Source organism: Halomonas sp. (assembly GCF_014859505.1).
Taxonomy (GTDB): domain Bacteria; phylum Pseudomonadota; class Gammaproteobacteria; order Pseudomonadales; family Halomonadaceae; genus Halomonas.
In genome coordinates this window covers 61,466-78,479 of sequence record NZ_JACUUD010000002.1, presented here as the reverse complement: position 1 = coordinate 78,479, position 17,014 = coordinate 61,466, and the positions used below count along the sequence as shown (strand labels likewise).

The following is a 17,014-nucleotide window of genomic DNA, read 5'->3' as shown; positions in this document are numbered from 1 at the left end:
GGCGCCGCCGCGCATGTCGGAGCCGCGGAAGGTGCGGGCGCTGTCCCAGGCGGTGTTGACCAGCTCGTCGAGGGAAAGGCCGGCCTCGGCGATCTTCTCCTTGACCACCTCCTCGATGTAGTTGGTCTCGCCCTGGGGCACCGGATCCTGCCAGATCAGATCTTCCTGAGGCACATCCGGGCCGATGTAGCGGCTCTTCGGCCCCATGTCGCGGTGGGTCAGCTTGAACCAGGCGCGGGCGAAGCAGTCCTTGAAGTACTCCGGGTCCGCCATGAACTTCTCGCAGATCGCCCGGTACTTCGGATCCATCTTCATCGCCATGTCGGCGTCGGTCATCATCGGCTTGTGGCGCTTGGAGGGGTCGGTGGGATCCACCGGCATGTGCTCCTCCTTGATGTCCACCGGTTCCCACTGGTTCGCCCCCGCCGGGCTCTTCGTCAGTTGCCACTCATAGCCGAACAGCAGCTCGAAATAGCCCATGTCGAACACGGTGGGGTTGGTGGTCCAGGCGCCCTCGATGCCGGAGGTCACGGCATTGGCGGCCTTGCCGCCCATGTTCGGGTTCATCCAGCCGAAACCCTGAGTTTCCACGTCGGCGCCTTCCGGCTCCGGCCCCAGGGCATCGGCATCACCGTTGCCGTGGGCCTTGCCGACGGTGTGGCCGCCGGCCGTCAGCGCCGCGGTCTCCTCGTCGTTCATCGCCATGCGGGCGAAGGTGACGCGCACCTGCTCGGCGGTCTTGAGCGGGTCGGGCTGGCCGTTGACGCCCTCCGGGTTCACGTAGATCAGGCCCATCTGCACGGCGGCCAGCGGGTTCTCCATGGTGTCGGGCTTGTCGACATCCTCGTAGCGGCTGTCGGACGGCGCCAGCCACTCCTTTTCCGCCCCCCAGTAGATGTCCTTCTCCGGGTGCCAGATGTCCTCGCGGCCGTAGGAGAAGCCGAAGGTCTTGAAGCCCATGGTTTCATAGGCCATGTTGCCGGCGAGGATGAAGAGGTCGCCCCAACTGATCTTATTGCCGTACTTCTTCTTGAGCGGCCACAGCAGGCGGCGTGCCTTATCCAGGTTGCCGTTGTCCGGCCAGGAGTTGAGCGGAGCGAAACGCTGGTTGCCGGTACCGGCGCCACCGCGACCATCGGCCAGACGGTAGGTGCCCGCCGCGTGCCAGGCCAGGCGGATCATCAGGCCGCCATAGTGCCCCCAGTCGGCCGGCCACCACTCCTGGCTGTTGGTCATCAGATCGCGCATGTCGGCCTCGAGCGCCGCATGATCGAGCCCCTTGACCGCCTCGCGATAGTCGAAGTCCTCGCCCATCGGATTGGTCTTGCGATCGTGCTGGTGGAGGATGTCCAGGTTCAGGGATTCCGGCCACCAGGCGACAACATCCGCCTTCTCCTGCGTGTTGGATCCGTGCATCACCGGGCACTTGCCTGTGTTCTGCTGATCACCCATATCGCTCTCCAGTCTTGGCTGCGTTGATCTGACTGCCACCTCTGTATAGACGATGGCGGTTCTGCGGGACAGTGAGCCTGGTCAACCCTCGGCCACCGGGTGGCGACGATCGCGGCTCCGCGTCCGTATACCTTCAACCTACTCTCCATGAATCCATTAGCACAATGCGAGATTGTCGACCGCATCGATAGCCAATCTCAATCGGCAGGCGGTGGCGGAGCTGCTAGGTCTGCCGATGAGCGTGCGGTTGCTCTCCAGGGGTGAAAGGTCGCGTGGCCTGGTGCCAGGCCTTGGAGGTGGGCAGCTCTCTCAATTGATCATGCTGGGCAGCCAGGTCGCGATGCCCGGGAACACGATCAGCAGCGCCACCAGCAGCATCGAGCAGAGGATGTAGGGGATTGCCGCGGCGTAGATCTCGCGCATGGTGGTGCCTGCCGGTGCCACCCCCTTCATCACGAAGAGCAGCAGCCCCAGCGGCGGGGTGGAGAAGCTGATCTCCAGCGCCAGCAGCATGATGATGCCGAACCAGACGGGGTCGAAGCCGAGCACCTGGGCCAGGGGGAAGAAGAACGGCACCGTCAGCATCATGATGGAGATCTGCTCCATGAAGGTGCCGAGCACCAGCAGCACGGCGAACATGGCCAGCAGCATCAGGATCGGCGCCAGGTCGAAGCTGGTGGCCCAGTGGATCAGGCCGCTGGAGGCACCCGAGAAGGCCAGCAGCTGGCTGAAGGTGGCGGAGCCGAAGACGATCAGGTAGGCCATCAGGGTGACCTTCAGCGCCCCGATCACCGAGAGCTTGAAGGCCTCCCAGGTCATGCAGCGGAAGATCGCTGCCAGCACGATGGCGCCCAGGGCGCCGAAGGCCGCCGCCTCGGATGGGGTGGCGAAGCCCAGCAGCATCAGCGCGACAATGAACACCATCACGCTGATCATCGGCAGGATGTCGGTGACCACCAGCTTGAGCTTCTGGGCCAGCGGCACCGGCTCGAGCTCGTAGTTGGGCGCCGCCTCGGGGTCGAGCCGCGTCTGGATCCAGATGGTGGCGATGTAGAACCCGGCCAGCACCAGGCCGGGCATGATGCCGGCGATCAGCAGGGCGCCGATATCGATCTTGGCCAGGGTCGCCAGCAGCACCGCCAGCGCCGAGGGCGGGATGATGATGGCCAGCCCGCCGGTGCCCAGGATCGGACCGATGGCCATGCGCTTCTTGTAGCCGCGGCGCTCCATCTCCGGCACCAGCAGCGAGCCCATCAGGGCGGTCGAGCCCATCGACGAGCCACTCAGGGTCGAGAAGCCCGTGCCGCCCACCACGGTAACGTAGGAGAGCCGCCCCGGGACCTTGCCCATCAGCTGGTCGATGGCGTTGAACATCCTCATGCCCAGGCCGGTGCGGAAGAACAGCTCACCCATCAGCAGGAACAGCGGGATCGGCACCAGGTTGAAGCTGGAAAGGGCGCCGAAGCCGTTGTTGAGCATCTGGATGATGCCGTTCTGGCCGCCCATGAAGTGCCAGGCGCCAATGACATTGGCGGCCAGGAAGGCCAGGGCGATCGGCGTGCCGATGGCCATGAAGCCGAGAATCAGGGCCAGGAGAAAGGCCAGGGCCAGATACCATTCCATTATTCCTTGATCCCCGCTTCGCCGCTGTGAAGGATGTCCCGCCCGACCACGAAGCGGGCGAACTCGATGGCCATCATGGAGAAGCACACCGGGTAGGCGACGGTCAGGATCCACTTGGGCACGAAGAAGGCGCGTACGTCGTAGTCGTTGCGCGCCAGGTTCATCGACACCAGGTCATACCCCTTCCAGGCCAGCACCACGCAGACCGTGACGCACAGCAGTGCCACCAGGCGGCTGAGCACCTGCAGGGCCGCCGGCGGCAGCACCGAGGTGAGAAGCTCGATATGCACGTGTCCCTTGTGCCTGACCAGCCAGGGCGCGCCCAGCAGGGTGAGGTAGAACATGGCGTACTCGGTGGAGAGGAAGAACCAGGCCGAGGGCTGCAGGCCGAGGTTTCTGATCACCACGGAGAGCACGATGGCCACCATCAGCCAGACGAGCATGATGGCGGCGATCAGTGCCATGCCGTTGAGCAGCAGCATATAAGCACGACTGGCGTAACGCATAGGGGGTTACCGGGCGCAAGGGGAGGGTATGAGCGGCCGCAGGGCGGGGGCCGGCCGCGTGGCGGCCGGCCCCGGCGGCTCAGAGGTCGTTGAACTTCTCGATCAGCTCGTCGTAGTGCTCGAGGCCCATGGGATGGCGCTCCATCTGGCGACGCATACGCTCCCAGGTGGCCTCGCGGGCGGCTTCCGAGAAGGTGGCGCCGGCCTCGCCTTCCAGGCGGAAGACCTGCATGCCGTCGGCCTCGAGCTCGGCCTGCTGCTCCGCGGCCAGCACCTCGAAGCGCTCGGCGCTGTCCCGCTCGTGCTCGATTGCGACCTCCTGGAGAAGCTCCCGGGACTCGTCGCTGAGGCGGTTCCAGCTGTCCAGGTTGACGATCACGCCCATGTCGGTGGAGAAGAAGTCCGGGTCGATGCGGTAGTTCAGGAAGCGGTCCCAGTTGAGGTCCTTGAGGCCGATCTGGGTCCAGCCGGTGGCGTTGACTACGTTGCGCTCCAGGGCGGAGTAGACGTCGGTGGTGGGCAGGCTGATCGGCTGGGCGCCCAGGTAGTCCTGGAAGAAGGCGTCATAGACCGGGTTGCTGCGCAGGGTCAGGCCGGAGACGCTGAGGTTGCCGTCGTCGTCCAGGCGCGGCTCGTTGATGGTATAGAGGTTGTAGCTGACGCCACTGTCGAACCAGCCCAGGTAGTAGGTGCCCATCTTCTCCTGGTGGATCCGGTTGAGCAGGTCGATGCCTCCGTTCTCCCGGGCAAAGATGGCGTTGGTGTTGGAGGCGACCATGGCGTCACGCTCCGGCACGGTGCCGGCATAGAAGCTGGCCGCGGTATAGGCCATGTCCACCACGCCGTTGCGCACGGCGTCCGGCTGCTCGGAGAGGCCGATCACCTCCGGGCCGCCGCGCACGTCGATCTGCACCACCCCCTCGCCGCGCTCGTTCACCTTGTCGACGAACTCGAGGAAGCTCTGGGTGTAGATCAGCGAGGGCGGGAAGGCGTGGACCGCGGTGATGCGGTCCTCGGCCAGGGCATGGCCGGAGGCCATCAGGACGGCGAGGCCCAGGGGGGCGATGAGTGCCTTGTTCATGGTTGTTCTCCTTGTGAACAGCGAGTTGTGGTCTTGCCGGTTGTGGTTATGGTTGGCCCCGGGGACTACCCCCGGGTGATGACCTTCTCTCGGGAAGCGGTGGTGGCAAGCCAGGGACGCTGCCTGGCGTAGTCGGCGGCAAACCGCGCGATCTCGTCGGCATGCTGTCGAGTCAGGTCGATATCGTCCCAGCCGTTGAGCAGCTTGGTGCGCCAGCCCGGCGCGATCGTGAATGCCATCACCAGGTCCCCGGCCTGGATGCGGCAAGCCTCCAGATCCACCCGCAGCGGCCCGGGCGCGTTGCCCAGGTGTTCGAGCAGGCGTTCGATATCCGTTTCAGGAAGCGTAGCCGGCAGCAGCCCGTTGTTGACCGCATTGGAGGCAAAGATGTCGCCGAAGCTCGGGGCGATCACGCAGCGGAAGCCGAAGTCCACCAGGGCATAGACCGCGGCCTCCCGGGAAGAGCCGGCCCCGAAGTTGCGGCGGGCCACCAGGATGCATGACTCGCTGGCCCGGGGGTGATTGAGAATGAAATCTTTCCGCGGCTGGCTCTGATCGTCGTGACGCAGGTCGTGGAGCAGGAACTGCCCGTAGCCGACGCTGCGCGGCTCCTTCATGAAGCGCGCCGGAATCAGCTGGTCGGTGTCGACGTTGGCCAGTGGCAGCGGGCAAGCCAGGGCGTCCAGGGTCTTGATGGGTTCCATGGGGGCTCCCTCAGAGTTCGCGGATGTCGGCCAGGTGACCGGCCACGGCGGCGGCGGCGACCATGGCCGGAGACATCAGGTGGGTCCTGGCGCCCGGGCCCTGGCGACCCTTGAAGTTGCGGTTGGTGGTGGAGGCGCAGCGCTCGCCGCTGGGCACCAGGTCGCCGTTCATGCCCACGCACATGGAGCAGCCGGACTCCCGCCACTCGAGGCCGGCCTCCACAAAGACCCGGTCGAGGCCCTCGGCTTCCGCCTGGTGCTTCACGAGGGTGGAGCCGGGAGCCACGATGCCTGGCACCTTGCTGCGCCGGCCCCTGAGGACCTCGGCCGCGGCGCGCAGGTCCTCGATGCGGGCGTTGGTGCAGGAGCCGATGAATACCCGGTCGATGCCGATATCGGTCAGTTTCTGGCCCGGCTCGAGGCCCATGTACTCAAGGCTGTCGCACACCTGGCGCGCCTTGCCGGCATCGGGCTGATCTGCCGGGCCAGGGATGCACTGATCAATGGGCAACGCCTCTTCGGGAGAGACGCCCCAGGTCACGGTGGGGGCGATCTCGCTGGCGTCCAGCATCACCTCGCGGTCGAAGCGGGCATCGGTGTCGCTCGCCAGCGTCTCCCAGCAGGCGACGGCCTGGTCCCACGCCTCCCCGCGGGGGGCGAAGGGCCGGCCGCGCAGGTAGTCGAAGGTGGTGGCATCGGGGGCGATCATGCCGCAGCGGGCGCCGCCCTCGATGGAGAGGTTGCACAGGGTCAGTCGCGCCTCCATGGAGAGTGCGCGGATGGCGCTGCCGGCGTACTCGATGGCGTGGCCGCGGGTGCCGTCGGCGCCCAGGCGGGCGATCCAGGTCAGGGCGATGTCCTTGGCCGAAATGCCGGGGGGCAGGGTGCCTTCCACGGTGAGGCGCATCTGCTTCGGCCGCGTCTGCCACAGGGTCTGGGTCGCCAGGACGTGGGCCACCTCGGAGGCGCCAATGCCGAAGGCGATGCTGCCGAAGGCGCCATGGGTGGAGGTGTGGCTGTCGCCGCACACCATCAGCAGGCCCGGCTGGGTCAGGCCCTGCTCGGGGCCGAGCACGTGGACGATGCCCTGGCGGGGGTCGTCCAGGCCGAACAGGGTGATGCCGTGCTCCCGGGTATTGTCGGAGAGCTGTTCGATCATGCCGCGGACCTTGGCATCGGCGATGTCGTCGAGTCGGCGCGTCAGTGTCGGCACGTAGTGATCGGCGATGCCGAAGGTCAGGTCCGGTCGCGCCACGGGCAGTCCACGCTCGCGCAGCTTGTTGAAGGCGTGGAACGAGCCCTCGTGCACGAAGTGCCGATCGATCCACAGCAGGCTCTCGCCACCGTCGGTGCGGTGGATCTCGTGGGCGTCCCATACCTTGTCGAACAGCGTGGTGGGTGTCGTCATGATCGCTTGGCTCGGCCTGTCGGAATCGTGATGGCTGGCGTATCAGATACAACTAGCGCAGCTGCATGGCACAGGTCAAATGTATTTTCTGTCGTTTTTTAAATGTATTAAAAATAGTACAGATTATCGGTTGCCGGCGTCGTCGGGCCGCGCACTAGCGGCCGGTTCCGTCTCCGTCGCCATGGGTTCCCAGTAGCGCGACTCCTCGTCGCCGGTGCGGTTGAGGTCGATCTGGATGCGGTAGCGATCCGGCCGGTAGAGCGCATCCAGATGCTCCACGCCCCGTCCCTCCTCGTCGTAGACCACACGGGTCAGGGAGATGAGCGGCGAGCCCACGGAGACGCCGAGCGCCTCGGCGACCTCGTGGGTGGCCAGGGTCGCCGAGATCGTCTGGGAGGCGTGGTCGACCCTCACGCCACTGCGTTCCAGCAGGGCGAATAGCGGCATGCTGGAGAGGTCCGCCTCGTTGTAGTGCAGGGCGATGTACTCCGGCACGTGGGTTACCAGGTAGGAGAACGGCTTGTCGTCGGCCATGCGCACCCGGATGGAGCGCTGCACCCGCTCTCCGCCGTCGAGGCCCAGGCTGTCGCGCACCGCTTCCGGAGGCTTCACGTAGCTGAACTCCAGCAGCCGCACCCGCGAGGCCTGGCTCATCTTGACCATATTGGGCAGCAGGTTGGAGACGCTGGCCGTTATCACCGTGGCATCCAGCGGCTGCTCGAGCACCACGGTGCCGAGCCCCGGCCGGCGGTCCACCATTCCCGCCTCGCGCAGTGCCTCCATGGCGCGCCGGACGGTGACCCGCGACACCCCGTGTTGCTCGGCCAGCTTGATCTCGCCCGGCAGCTTGCGTCCCGGCGGCAGGCGCCCGCTGAGGATCGCGTCCTTGAGCAGCAGGAAGATACGGTGGGACTTGGTGCCTCCCACGGAGGTCACGTGTGCGTCGTTCATGGCCAACCCCTGATCGTTTCCCGGCACTTGACGGCGGCAGTCAAGTGGACATAGAAATGTATTATGCATAGTACAGGTTGCTGTGCCATGCGAGAGTGACAACGGTAGACAACAAGGATAACAACCCCGGGGAGGCGCCCATGCCCGTCGTTCAGGTCAGTCTGATCCGCGGCTACTCCAGCGAGCTCAGGCAGCGGCTCTGCTCGCGATTGACCGATGCCGTCCGCCAGACGATCGATGCGGACCCGGAGGCCATCACCTTCTTCCTCCACGAGGTCGAGCCCGACGGCTACATGCGCGGCGGGCGTCCCCGCGTGCCCGGCGCCGAAGCCGCGGCACCGCCCGGCCCCGAGGCGCTGGTGCGCACCTTCCTAGACGCCATGGAGGCCCGCGACCTGGCGCTCGCGTCGAGCCTGCTCGCCGACGACTTCACGATGGAGTTTCCCGGCAGCGGCGTGATGTCCCGGCTGGACGAGCTGTTGGCCTGGGCGCGCGGTCGCTACCGCTTCGTGAAGAAACGCTTCATCGACGTCGACTGCTGTGACAAGGGGGACCACACGGTGGTGGTCTGCCATGGCGAGCTTTACGGCGAGTGGCCGGACGGCACCGCCTTCGACGGCGTCCGCTTCATCGACCGTTTCGAGGTGCGAGACGGCAAGCTCTCCCGGCAGCGTGTCTGGAACGACCTGGCGCTGGCACGCGCCTGAGGCCTGCCATCTACCGACTCCCCCTGCACACGAGGAACTCCACTGCCATGACCCCATCCGCCAACGGCCTCAAGGCTCGGCTGCACGCTTCCGAGATCGTCGTCGCCCCCGGTGTCTATGATGCCCTGGGGGCATCGCTCGCCGAGCAGGCCGGCTTCGATACTGTCTACCTCTCCGGCGCCAGCCTGGCCTACACCCAGCTGGGGCGCCCGGATATCGGGCTGCTCAGCCTCTCCGAGGTCAACGACGCCCTGGCGCATATCCGCGAACGCACCGAGGCCTCCATCGTGGTGGACTGCGACACCGGCTTCGGCAACGCCATGAACGTGATGCGCAGCGTGCGCATGCTGGAGCGCTCCGGCGCCAGTGCCATCCAGCTCGAGGACCAGACCTATCCCAAGCGCTGCGGCCACCTGCGCGGCAAGACCCTGGTGCCCACCGGCGAGATGGTCGGCAAGCTGAAGGCGGCGCTGGATGCCCGCCAGAGCGACGAGACGCTGATCATCGGCCGCACCGATGCCCTGGCCGTGGAGGGCACCGACGGTGCCATCGAGCGGGCCCGGGCCTACCGCGAGGCGGGGGTCGACATGCTGTTTATCGAGGGTATCCGCAACGACGAGGACATCGCCCGGATCATGGCCGAGTTCCGCGGCCGGGTGCCGATCATGGCGAACATGGTGGAGGGAGGCGATACGCCGCTGCAGAACGCCGAGGCGCTGCAGGCGCTGGGCTTCTCGCTGGTGATCTTCCCCGGCGCCCTGGTCCGCGCGGTCACCCACATGGCCAGCCGGTTCTTCGCGACCCTGCGCCGGGACGGCACCACGGACGCCTTCCGCGACCGGATGCTCGACTTCACCCAGCTCAACGACTACCTCGGCACCCAGGCCATGCTGGAACTGGGCCAGAAATACGAGAACCGATGATGGCGGGTGCCTCCTGGCGCCCGGCCCACCACACTCAGGGAGAATTCAGATGATCACGACCGACAAGACCGCCAAGGAGCTCTTCCATGAGGTCATGGCCAACCCCCAGCGTGTCCCCTTCGGCTTCGGCAACAAGGCGGTGCTGGTGAACGTCGACCCGCAGAAGGCCTACACCCGCACCGACCTGTACAAGACCGCCTATGAGACCGACCCTCACCAGCTCGACTACGTGAACCAGCTGGCCCGGGCCTTCCGCACCCTGAACTGGCCCGTGGTGTGGACCCACGTGGCCTTCCTGGACTCCGCCGAGGATGCCGGCGTGTGGGGAACCCGCACCGACACCCCCGACTCGCTGCAGAACATCAAGTACGGCTCCGACCGCGCCGCCTTCGACGAGCGGGTGGAGATCGCGCAGAGCGATGTCGTCTACACCAAGCGGATGCCCTCGGCGTTCTTCGAGACCCCGCTGCAGTCGCTGCTGGTGTGGCACCAGGTCGACACCGTGATCGTCACCGGCGGTTCCACCTCCGGCTGCATCCGTGCCACCGCCGTGGACAGTCTGTCGCGGGGCTATCGCACCATCGTTCCCATGGAGTGCGTGGCCGACAAGCACGAGAGCTACCACTACGCCAACCTCACCGACCTGCACCTCAAGTATGCCGACGTGATGCCGGTGGCGGACGTGCTGAGCTGGCTGGAGTCACGCGCCGGCGAGCAGGCCTGAGGCGCTCGTCGAGCGCAGGAGGAGAGCGACATGAAGGAAACACTGGGCGCCTACGACTACTGGCCCTGGGAGAACCGGCCGAAGATCACCTGGCCGAACGGGGCGCGGGTCGCCTTCTGGGTGGCCCCCAACATCGAGTACTACGAGCTCGATCCGCCGTCGAACCCGCAGCGCAAGCCCTGGCCGACCCCGCACCCCTCGGTGCCCGGCTACAGCATCCGCGACTACGGCAACCGGGTCGGCCACCGGCGCCAGATGGCGCTGCTCGACAAGTACGGCATTCGCGGCTCGGTGTCGCTGTCGGTGGCGCTCTGCGAGCATCATCCCGAGATCATCGAGATGTGCCGCGAGCGCGACTGGGAGTTCTTCAGCCACGGCATCTACAACACCCGCTACACCTACGGCATGAGCGAGGCCCAGGAGCGGGAGATGATCCGTGACGGCATCGAGACCATTCACCGCCATACCAGCCAGAAGTGTGCCGGCTACCTGGCCCCGGCGCTCTCCCATTCGGAGCGTACCCTGGACCTCTTCGCCGAGGTGGGCCAGGAGCTGTTCGGCGAGGAGGGCGGCATCTACACCTGCGACCTCTTCCACGACGACCAGCCGACCCCGATCCGGCTGCGCTCGGGGCGCCGCTTCGTCTCGGTACCCTATTCGCTGGAGATGAACGACACCATCGTCTACGCGGTGAACAAGGTGGAGCCGCGCCACTACCTGACGATGCTCAAGCGCCACTTCGACCGGCTCTACGCCGAGGGGGCCGAGTCGGGCACGGTGATGTGCATCCCGACCCACAACTACCAGATCAGCTGTCCGCATCGCATCAAGGCCTTCGAGGAGGCGCTGGAGTACATCACCGGGCACAGCGACGTCTGGGTGGCCACCGGCCGCGAGATCGCCCGGCACTACCTCGATAACCACCACGATGCCGCCCTGGACGACATCGCTGCCAAGGCCGCCGCGGCCGGGAGGCACTGAACCATGTCCTCGCAAGACTCGTCCCTCGCACCGGAGTACCTGACCTACCCCTGGCGTCGCCACGGCTACGACCATGACCGCTACGCCTGGTCGATGCTGGCCGATCGCGCGCCCGTGCAGTGGCCGCAGGGCAGGACGCTCGCGGTATGGATCAACGTCTCGCTGCAGTTCTACCCGCTCAACCAGCGCGGCGTGCCCTTCAAGGTGCCCAACGGCATGACCATGCCCTACCCGGACCTGCGCCACTATTCACTGCGCGACTACGGCAACCGGGTGGGGATATACCGTCTTCTGCAGGCCTTCGAGCGCTTCGGCGTGCGCCCCACCTGGGCGATCAACGCCCAGCTGGCCGAGCAGACCCCCTACCTGCTGGAGCGCCTGAAGGCCTTCGGCGGCGAGTTCCTCTGCCACGGCTGGAACATGGACCACCTGCACACCGGCGGCCAGGATCGCGACGAGGAGGCCGAGATCGTGCGCCGCTCGGTGGCGACCCTGCGCGCGCTCACCGGCCAGCCGGTCCGCGGCTGGCTGAGCCCGGCCAAGCACCAGAGCTGGAACACCCCCGACCTGCTCGCCGAGAACGGCATCGAGTACTGCGCCGACTGGGTCAACGACGAGCTGCCCTATCCCTTCGCCACCGAGCACGGCCCGCTGATGATGATGCCGCTGACCACCGAGATCGAGGACCAGTTCGTGATGGCCCAGAACCTGCACTCCGAGGACTCTTGGGTCGAGCAGGTCAAGGACGCCTTCGACTTCCTGGTGGAGGAGTCCCGGCGGGAGGGAGGGCGGCTGCTGGCGCTCAACCTGCACCCCTGGCTGGTCGGCCAGCCCCACCGCATCGGTTGCCTGGAGGAGGTGCTGGCCCATGTCACCGGCCACGAGGCGGTCTGGCAGGCCCCGGCCGGCGAGATCCTCGACGCCTTCCGGGCCAGCCGGCAGGAGGCGCGCTGATGGGCATCGTGGCCTTCCGCGAAGAATCGGTCTTCGAGGCCCACCTGCCGCTGGTGATCATCGGCGGCGGCGCCTGCGGCCTGGTGGCGGCGTTGGCCGCCCACGAGTGCGGCATCGAGCTGGTTGTGCTGGAGCGAGATGCGCTGCCGCGGGGCAGCACCTTCATGTCCTCCGGCTTCATTCCCGCCGCGGGGACCCGCTTCCAGGCCGAGAAGGGCGTGGAGGACAGCGGCGAGCTGATGGCCGCCGACATCCAGGCCAAGAACGGCCACGAGGCGGACCCTGCCATCGTCCAGGCCCTGGCCGATTATTCCGGCCGTGTCGTGGAGTGGCTGGCTGACACCCACGGCATTCCCTTCAACCTGGTCGAGGGCTTCCTCTACCCGGGGCACAGTCGCATGCGCATGCATGCCACGCCGCGACGCACGGGCGAGGAGCTGATGGGCTGCCTGCTCAATGCCGCCGAGGCGGCCGGCATCGATATCCTCACCCAGGCCCGGGTGGTCGACCTGCATGTGGATGACGAGGGACGCGTGCGCGGCGTGACCCTTGAGCGCCCCGACGGCAGCCGCGAGTCCATCGGCTGCGACGCCCTGCTGCTGGCCTGCAACGGCTATGGCGGCAACCCCGAGCTGGTGGCGCGGCATATCCCCTCGCTGAAGGATGCCCTCTACTACGGCCACGAGGGCAACCAGGGCGATGCCCTGCTGTGGGGGGAGGCCATGGGCGCCAGCCTCAAGGACCTGGGCGCCTGTCAGGGGCACGGTTCCCTGGCCACGCCCCACCAGACGCTGATCTCCTGGGCGCTGATGATGCGCGGGGGCGTCCAGCTCAACCGGGAGGGGAGGCGCTTCTCCAGCGAGCACGGCGGCTACTCCGAGCAGGCCGCCCGGGTGCTGGCCCAGCCCGGCGGCATCGCCTGGAACCTCTTCGATGCCCGCATCCACCAGGCGGCGCTGGAGTTCGAGGACTACCGCAATGCCCATGAGGCCGGCGCCGTGCGCACCTTCGACAGCCTGGAGGCCATGGCCGAGGGGCTCGAGATGCCGCCGGCGGCCCTGCAGGCGACCTTCGCCGAGATGCACGCCCTGGCCGAGAGCGGCGAGCCCGACAGCTTCGGGCGCAACTTCGCGCCCGAGACCCTGCTGGAACCGCCTTATCACGCCATCAGGGTCACCGGCGCCCTGTTCCACACCCAGGGCGGCCTCGAGGTGGACACCCGGGCCCGGGTCCTCAAGGGCGACGGCACGCCGCTCCCCAACCTGTTTGCCGCCGGCGGCGCGGCTCGCGGGGTGTCCGGGTCGAACGACAGCGGCTATCTCTCCGGCAATGGCCTGCTCAGCGCCGTGGTGATGGGCGCCATCGCCGGGCGCGAGGCGTCCCGCCAGCTGCTGCGCGGCTGACGCGGGCCGTCACCCGCAGTTCGCGGCTCTCGCCCATCAGGAAGGCGCGGTTGACCTCCAGCGCCTCGCGCAGGAAGTCCCACAGCAGCCGCACCCGGGCCAGGCGGCGCTGCTCCTGGCGGGCGGTGATCCAGAACTGGCGGTCGATCGCCACTTCCTCCTCCAGCACGTTCACCAGTGTCTCCGCGGCGCTGGCCATGAAGCAGGGCAGCACGGCCAGGCCCGCGCCGTGCAGGTAGTCTGCGAAAAACCACAGAAAATATATAGGGGAAGGGTAAGTGCACCCTGAGGCCAAGAAATTGATCAAAAAGTAGCCAACCACAAGCCCGGAACATCATCATCCGCACCGAGCCTAGAATCTGAATGCTTCTGATTCTCCCGATGTAATATCCGGGACAGGCAGGTTTGATCGAGAACGCTGCCAGCGGGCGGCCAGGTCCGGCACCTGCCGGCGTGGAGAGGCATTTTTTTAATTAAGTATGATGTAATAATAAGGCGATTGTTCGTTACAATTTTTGGGTGTAGGCATCAAGCCTGCCTCGCATGCCCGGTGAGGCATCAAAATGGTGGGAAGTGCCGTGAAGCGATGGTTGCCTGGTGCTCTGAGCCAGGGTCTGCAGGGGCTGCAGGGTCGCCTGCTGGTAGGGATGGTGGTGACCTGGCTAGTCATCATAGGTTTGTTGCTGGGATTGGCCTGGGGCATCGGTCAGACGCTCGCGCGAAAGGAGAGTCTCTCCTATCTGGGGTATGAGGCCGAGGTGCTGAGCCGTGGGCTTCAGGAACAGTTCGGCCAGCGCTTTACGGCACTGACTCATGTCGCCCACCAGCTGGCCGGAGACGGCGGCGTTGAGGTGGCGCCGCTCCTCAAGCAGAACCGCAGCCTGCTGGCGCACTTCGAGGGCATCATGGTCACCGATGCCCAGGGCAGGGTGATCGCCGATCTGCCGGAGTATCCGGGCCGTATCGGCTTCGAGACCGCTCATACCGAATATTTCCAGATGCTGAGCCACTCCCCCTGGCCCTATGTCAGCAAACCCTTCATCGGCCGGGCGAGCCAGCAGCCTATGGTGTTTATGCTGGTCCCCCGCTTCACTGCCGATGGGACCTTCAACGGGGTGGTAGGTGGCCTTCTCAACCTTTCCCATGGCCAGTTCCTGCGCAGTATCGCGTCCCAGAACTTTCAGCATAATGGCCACGTCGCCATCTTCACGGCGGCTGGCGAGCCGGTGTTCATTCCTGGCTCCCTGAGCGGTCCCGTGGCATCCCTGCAGCGTATGGATCCGCCCGACTTCCAGTTGGCGCTGGACGGCTGGGAGGGGGAATCCCAACATGTGCTGGAAGGCGACACCATGCTGGTAGCCTATCGGCAGGTGAGGAAGGCCGGTTGGGTGTTGGCGATGATGATGCCGCGCAGCGAGGCGATGTCGCCCCTGCAGGCGTTTCTGGAGCGGCTCTGGTGGACCTGGGTGGTGGCGGCCCTGCTGATGCTGTTGGTCACCCGCTGGTGGGTAGGCCGTCAGCTGACACCGCTTCACCGCCTGGAGCAGCAGATCGCCGAGGTGGGCGAGGGTAAGCGTCAGCGGCTGGCCTTGGCAACCGATCTTCAGGAGCTCACTCAGGTCTCGGACGCCTTCAACCGGCTGGAGCAGGAGCGCAGGCAGGCGTTACTTCGCCTGCGCGACAGGGAAGTCTTCCTCGACGCCGTGCTGGGTTCGACGCCCGCTGGCATGTTTGTGGCCCAGCTCGATGGCGAGATCACCTACCTGAACCCCGCTCTGGTCGAGATGCTGGGCATCGAGTATGGCACCACCAGGAAGGCCTTACTGGCACGCATTCATCCGGATGACCGAAAGGGGGCCATCGACATGTGGCGCCATACCCTGGGCAGGGGCAACGATTTCCTCAGGCAGCTGCGGGTCATGGATGCTGGCGGTGAGCCGCTGTGGCTCGAGGTACATGCGTGCCTGGTACGGAAGGAAGAGTCTCCCCTGGGCATCGTGGCCGTGGTCAAGGACATCACCGAGCGGCAACAGCAGGAGGCCCTGCAGCGCTGGGAAGCCGAGCACGACCCGCTTACCGGCCTGCTCAACCGGCGCGGCTTCGAGCGCCGCCTGGAGGAGGCGATGGCCGATTTCACCAAGACCGGCACTCCCTCGGCGCTGCTGCTTTTCGACCTTGACCACTTCAAGCCCGTCAACGATGAGGGTGGCCACGCCCTAGGCGACGAGCTGCTGCGCCGGGTTGCCCAGGTGGTGGCTTGGGAGGTGCGCCACAACGACTATCTTGCCCGGCAGGGGGGCGATGAGTTCGGCCTGCTGCTGCCGAGTTGCACCCTGAGCCAGGCCAGAAAGATTGCCGAGTCGGTCAGGGAGGTGGTGAGCCAGGTCAGCGTTATCCAAGATGGCCGGGAGTTCTTTGTGACCGGTAGCATCGGCCTGACCGCCTTCCAGGCGGGTGACTCGTCCATCGCGGCCATTCAGGCGCGTGCCGATGCCGCCTGCTACGCTTCCAAGCGCCAGGGACGTAACGCCGTGGTGGTGCATGTCGAGGAGAGCGCCCCCGAGGACGACCTCTTCGACTAGCCAGCCTTAGGAGGCGGGAAGTACCAGCTTGCCGCTCTCGCCCATCAGAAAGGCGCGGTTGGCCTCCAGCGCCTCGCGCAGGAAGTCCCACAGCAGCCGCACCCGGGCCAGGCGGCGCTGCTCTTGGCGGGCGGTGATCCAGAACTGGCGGTCGATCGCTACCTCCTCCTCCAGCACGTTCACGAGAGTCTCCGAGGCGCTGGCCATGAAGCAGGGCAGCACCGCCAGCCCCGCCCCGTGCAGGCAGGCGGCGAGCTGGGTGGTGACGCTGGTACTGCGCATGGCGAAGTGCGGTCCGGGGTGGCCGACCACCGCCGGGTCGAGCAGCGGCTCCAGGTAGCTGAGCTGCTCGCTGAAGATCAGGTCGTCCACGTAGCCGATCAGCCGGTGCCGGCCCAGTTCGGCGAGGCGCTCGGGCCGGCCGTGGCGCTCGAGGTAGCCCTGGCTGGCGTAGAGCCGCAGCCGGTAGTCGCAAAGCCGCGAGATCACCAGGCCCGGGCTCACCGGGCGCTCCACGGTGATGGCCAGGTCCGCCTCGTGGCGGCTCAGGTTGACCACCCGGGGCAGGGCGAGGAGGTCCAGGGTGACCCCGGGGTGGCGCTCGCAGAAGGCCGAGAGCAGCGGGGCGATCACCCAGGTGCCGAACCCCTCGGTCACCCCCAGACGAATCTGGCCGCTGATCTGGTGGTTCTTGTCGGTGAGGCTCTCGCCGGCCTCGAAGGCGTGGCGGGCCATCTCCTCGGCGTGGGCGAGCAGCTGCTGGCCCGCCTCGGTGAGGTGGTAGCCGTGGGTGCTGCGCTCGAAGAGCTGGGTGTTGAGCTTCTGCTCGAAGCGCCGGGTGCGCCGGGAGAGGGTGGAGTGGTCGAGCCCGAGGCGGCGGGCGGCATCGGTGAGCCGCTGGCTGCGTGCCACCTCGAGAAAGATCTGGATATCCTGCCAGTCGAGCATAGGGCCCTTCCGTTGGTGCCTGTTCAGGCCGCCTGTTGTGCATCAATGCACAAAGAATGTGCCCGAC

Annotated in this window: 16 protein-coding genes; 7 read left to right on the top strand and 9 right to left on the bottom strand. The window is 66.6% G+C overall.

Translation table 11 applies throughout. The features are described 5' to 3' along the window. The 7 genes from katG to IBX53_RS00695 form a co-directional block, all read right to left on the bottom strand. A partial coding sequence (gene katG, locus IBX53_RS00725) for a catalase/peroxidase HPI (protein ID WP_290903832.1) occupies positions 1 to 1,416 on the bottom strand: 1,416 nt, incomplete at its 3' end. Positions 1,417 to 1,761: 345 nt separating this feature from the next. Beyond that, entirely contained in the window at positions 1,762 to 3,075 is a 1,314-nt protein-coding gene (locus IBX53_RS00720; RefSeq protein ID WP_290903830.1) for a TRAP transporter large permease, read from the bottom strand. Beyond that, entirely contained in the window at positions 3,075 to 3,581 is a 507-nt protein-coding gene (locus tag IBX53_RS00715) for a TRAP transporter small permease (protein WP_290903828.1), read from the bottom strand. The genes IBX53_RS00720 and IBX53_RS00715 overlap by 1 nt, the downstream gene beginning before the upstream one ends. 79 nt (positions 3,582 to 3,660) lie before the next feature. Next, positions 3,661 to 4,662 carry a TRAP transporter substrate-binding protein DctP gene (gene dctP / locus IBX53_RS00710; RefSeq protein ID WP_290903826.1) on the bottom strand — a complete coding sequence of 334 codons (1,002 nt, stop codon included), beginning with the start codon at positions 4,660 to 4,662 and terminating at the stop codon, positions 3,661 to 3,663. A 65-nt stretch (positions 4,663 to 4,727) separates the two neighbouring features. Next, on the bottom strand, positions 4,728 to 5,366 hold the full coding sequence (gene leuD / locus IBX53_RS00705) for a 3-isopropylmalate dehydratase small subunit (protein WP_290903824.1): 639 nt from the start codon (positions 5,364 to 5,366) through the stop codon (positions 4,728 to 4,730). 10 nt (positions 5,367 to 5,376) lie between these two features. Further along, a complete protein-coding gene (gene leuC, locus IBX53_RS00700) occupies positions 5,377 to 6,774 on the bottom strand; it encodes a 3-isopropylmalate dehydratase large subunit (protein ID WP_290903822.1) in 1,398 nt (465 codons plus the stop codon). Positions 6,775 to 6,897: 123 nt separating this feature from the next. After that, positions 6,898 to 7,725: a GntR family transcriptional regulator gene (locus IBX53_RS00695; protein WP_290903819.1), complete on the bottom strand. Its 828-nt coding sequence runs from the start codon at positions 7,723 to 7,725 to the stop codon at positions 6,898 to 6,900. Positions 7,726 to 7,865: 140 nt separating this feature from the next. On the opposite strand from IBX53_RS00695, the gene IBX53_RS00690 reads away from it, so the two are divergent. From IBX53_RS00690 to IBX53_RS00665, 6 genes are read left to right on the top strand one after another with little or no spacing between them, the layout of a single operon-like run. Then, positions 7,866 to 8,432 (top strand): tautomerase family protein, encoded by a 567-nt coding sequence (locus IBX53_RS00690; RefSeq protein WP_290903817.1) that lies wholly within the window; start codon positions 7,866 to 7,868, stop codon positions 8,430 to 8,432. 47 nt (positions 8,433 to 8,479) lie between these two features. Continuing rightward, positions 8,480 to 9,355, top strand: a complete 876-nt coding sequence (locus IBX53_RS00685; RefSeq protein WP_290903815.1) for an isocitrate lyase/PEP mutase family protein — start codon at positions 8,480 to 8,482, stop codon at positions 9,353 to 9,355. A 49-nt stretch (positions 9,356 to 9,404) separates the two neighbouring features. Then, entirely contained in the window at positions 9,405 to 10,079 is a 675-nt protein-coding gene (locus IBX53_RS00680) for an isochorismatase family protein (protein ID WP_290903813.1), read from the top strand. 30 nt (positions 10,080 to 10,109) lie between these two features. Then, positions 10,110 to 11,060, top strand: a complete 951-nt coding sequence (locus IBX53_RS00675; protein ID WP_290903810.1) for a polysaccharide deacetylase family protein — start codon at positions 10,110 to 10,112, stop codon at positions 11,058 to 11,060. Positions 11,061 to 11,063: 3 nt separating this feature from the next. After that, entirely contained in the window at positions 11,064 to 12,014 is a 951-nt protein-coding gene (locus tag IBX53_RS00670) for a polysaccharide deacetylase family protein (protein WP_290903808.1), read from the top strand. Further along, positions 12,014 to 13,417 (top strand): FAD-dependent oxidoreductase, encoded by a 1,404-nt coding sequence (locus IBX53_RS00665; RefSeq protein WP_290903805.1) that lies wholly within the window; start codon positions 12,014 to 12,016, stop codon positions 13,415 to 13,417. The genes IBX53_RS00670 and IBX53_RS00665 overlap by 1 nt, the downstream gene beginning before the upstream one ends. On the opposite strand, the gene IBX53_RS00660 is transcribed toward IBX53_RS00665, so the two are convergent. Beyond that, on the bottom strand, positions 13,353 to 13,631 hold the full coding sequence (locus IBX53_RS00660) for a hypothetical protein (protein WP_290903802.1): 279 nt from the start codon (positions 13,629 to 13,631) through the stop codon (positions 13,353 to 13,355). The two genes, IBX53_RS00665 and IBX53_RS00660, sit on opposite strands and share 65 nt — an antisense overlap. Before the next feature lie 364 nt (positions 13,632 to 13,995). Here IBX53_RS00660 and IBX53_RS00655 point away from each other — a divergent pair, with 364 nt between their 5' ends. Further along, complete coding sequence (locus IBX53_RS00655) at positions 13,996 to 15,999, top strand: diguanylate cyclase (RefSeq protein WP_367171533.1); 2,004 nt, start codon at positions 13,996 to 13,998, stop codon at positions 15,997 to 15,999. Between the two features lie 6 nt (positions 16,000 to 16,005). On the opposite strand, the gene IBX53_RS00650 is transcribed toward IBX53_RS00655, so the two are convergent. Further along, entirely contained in the window at positions 16,006 to 16,947 is a 942-nt protein-coding gene (locus IBX53_RS00650; RefSeq protein ID WP_290903800.1) for a LysR family transcriptional regulator, read from the bottom strand. Between the last annotated feature and the right edge of the window lie 67 nt (positions 16,948 to 17,014).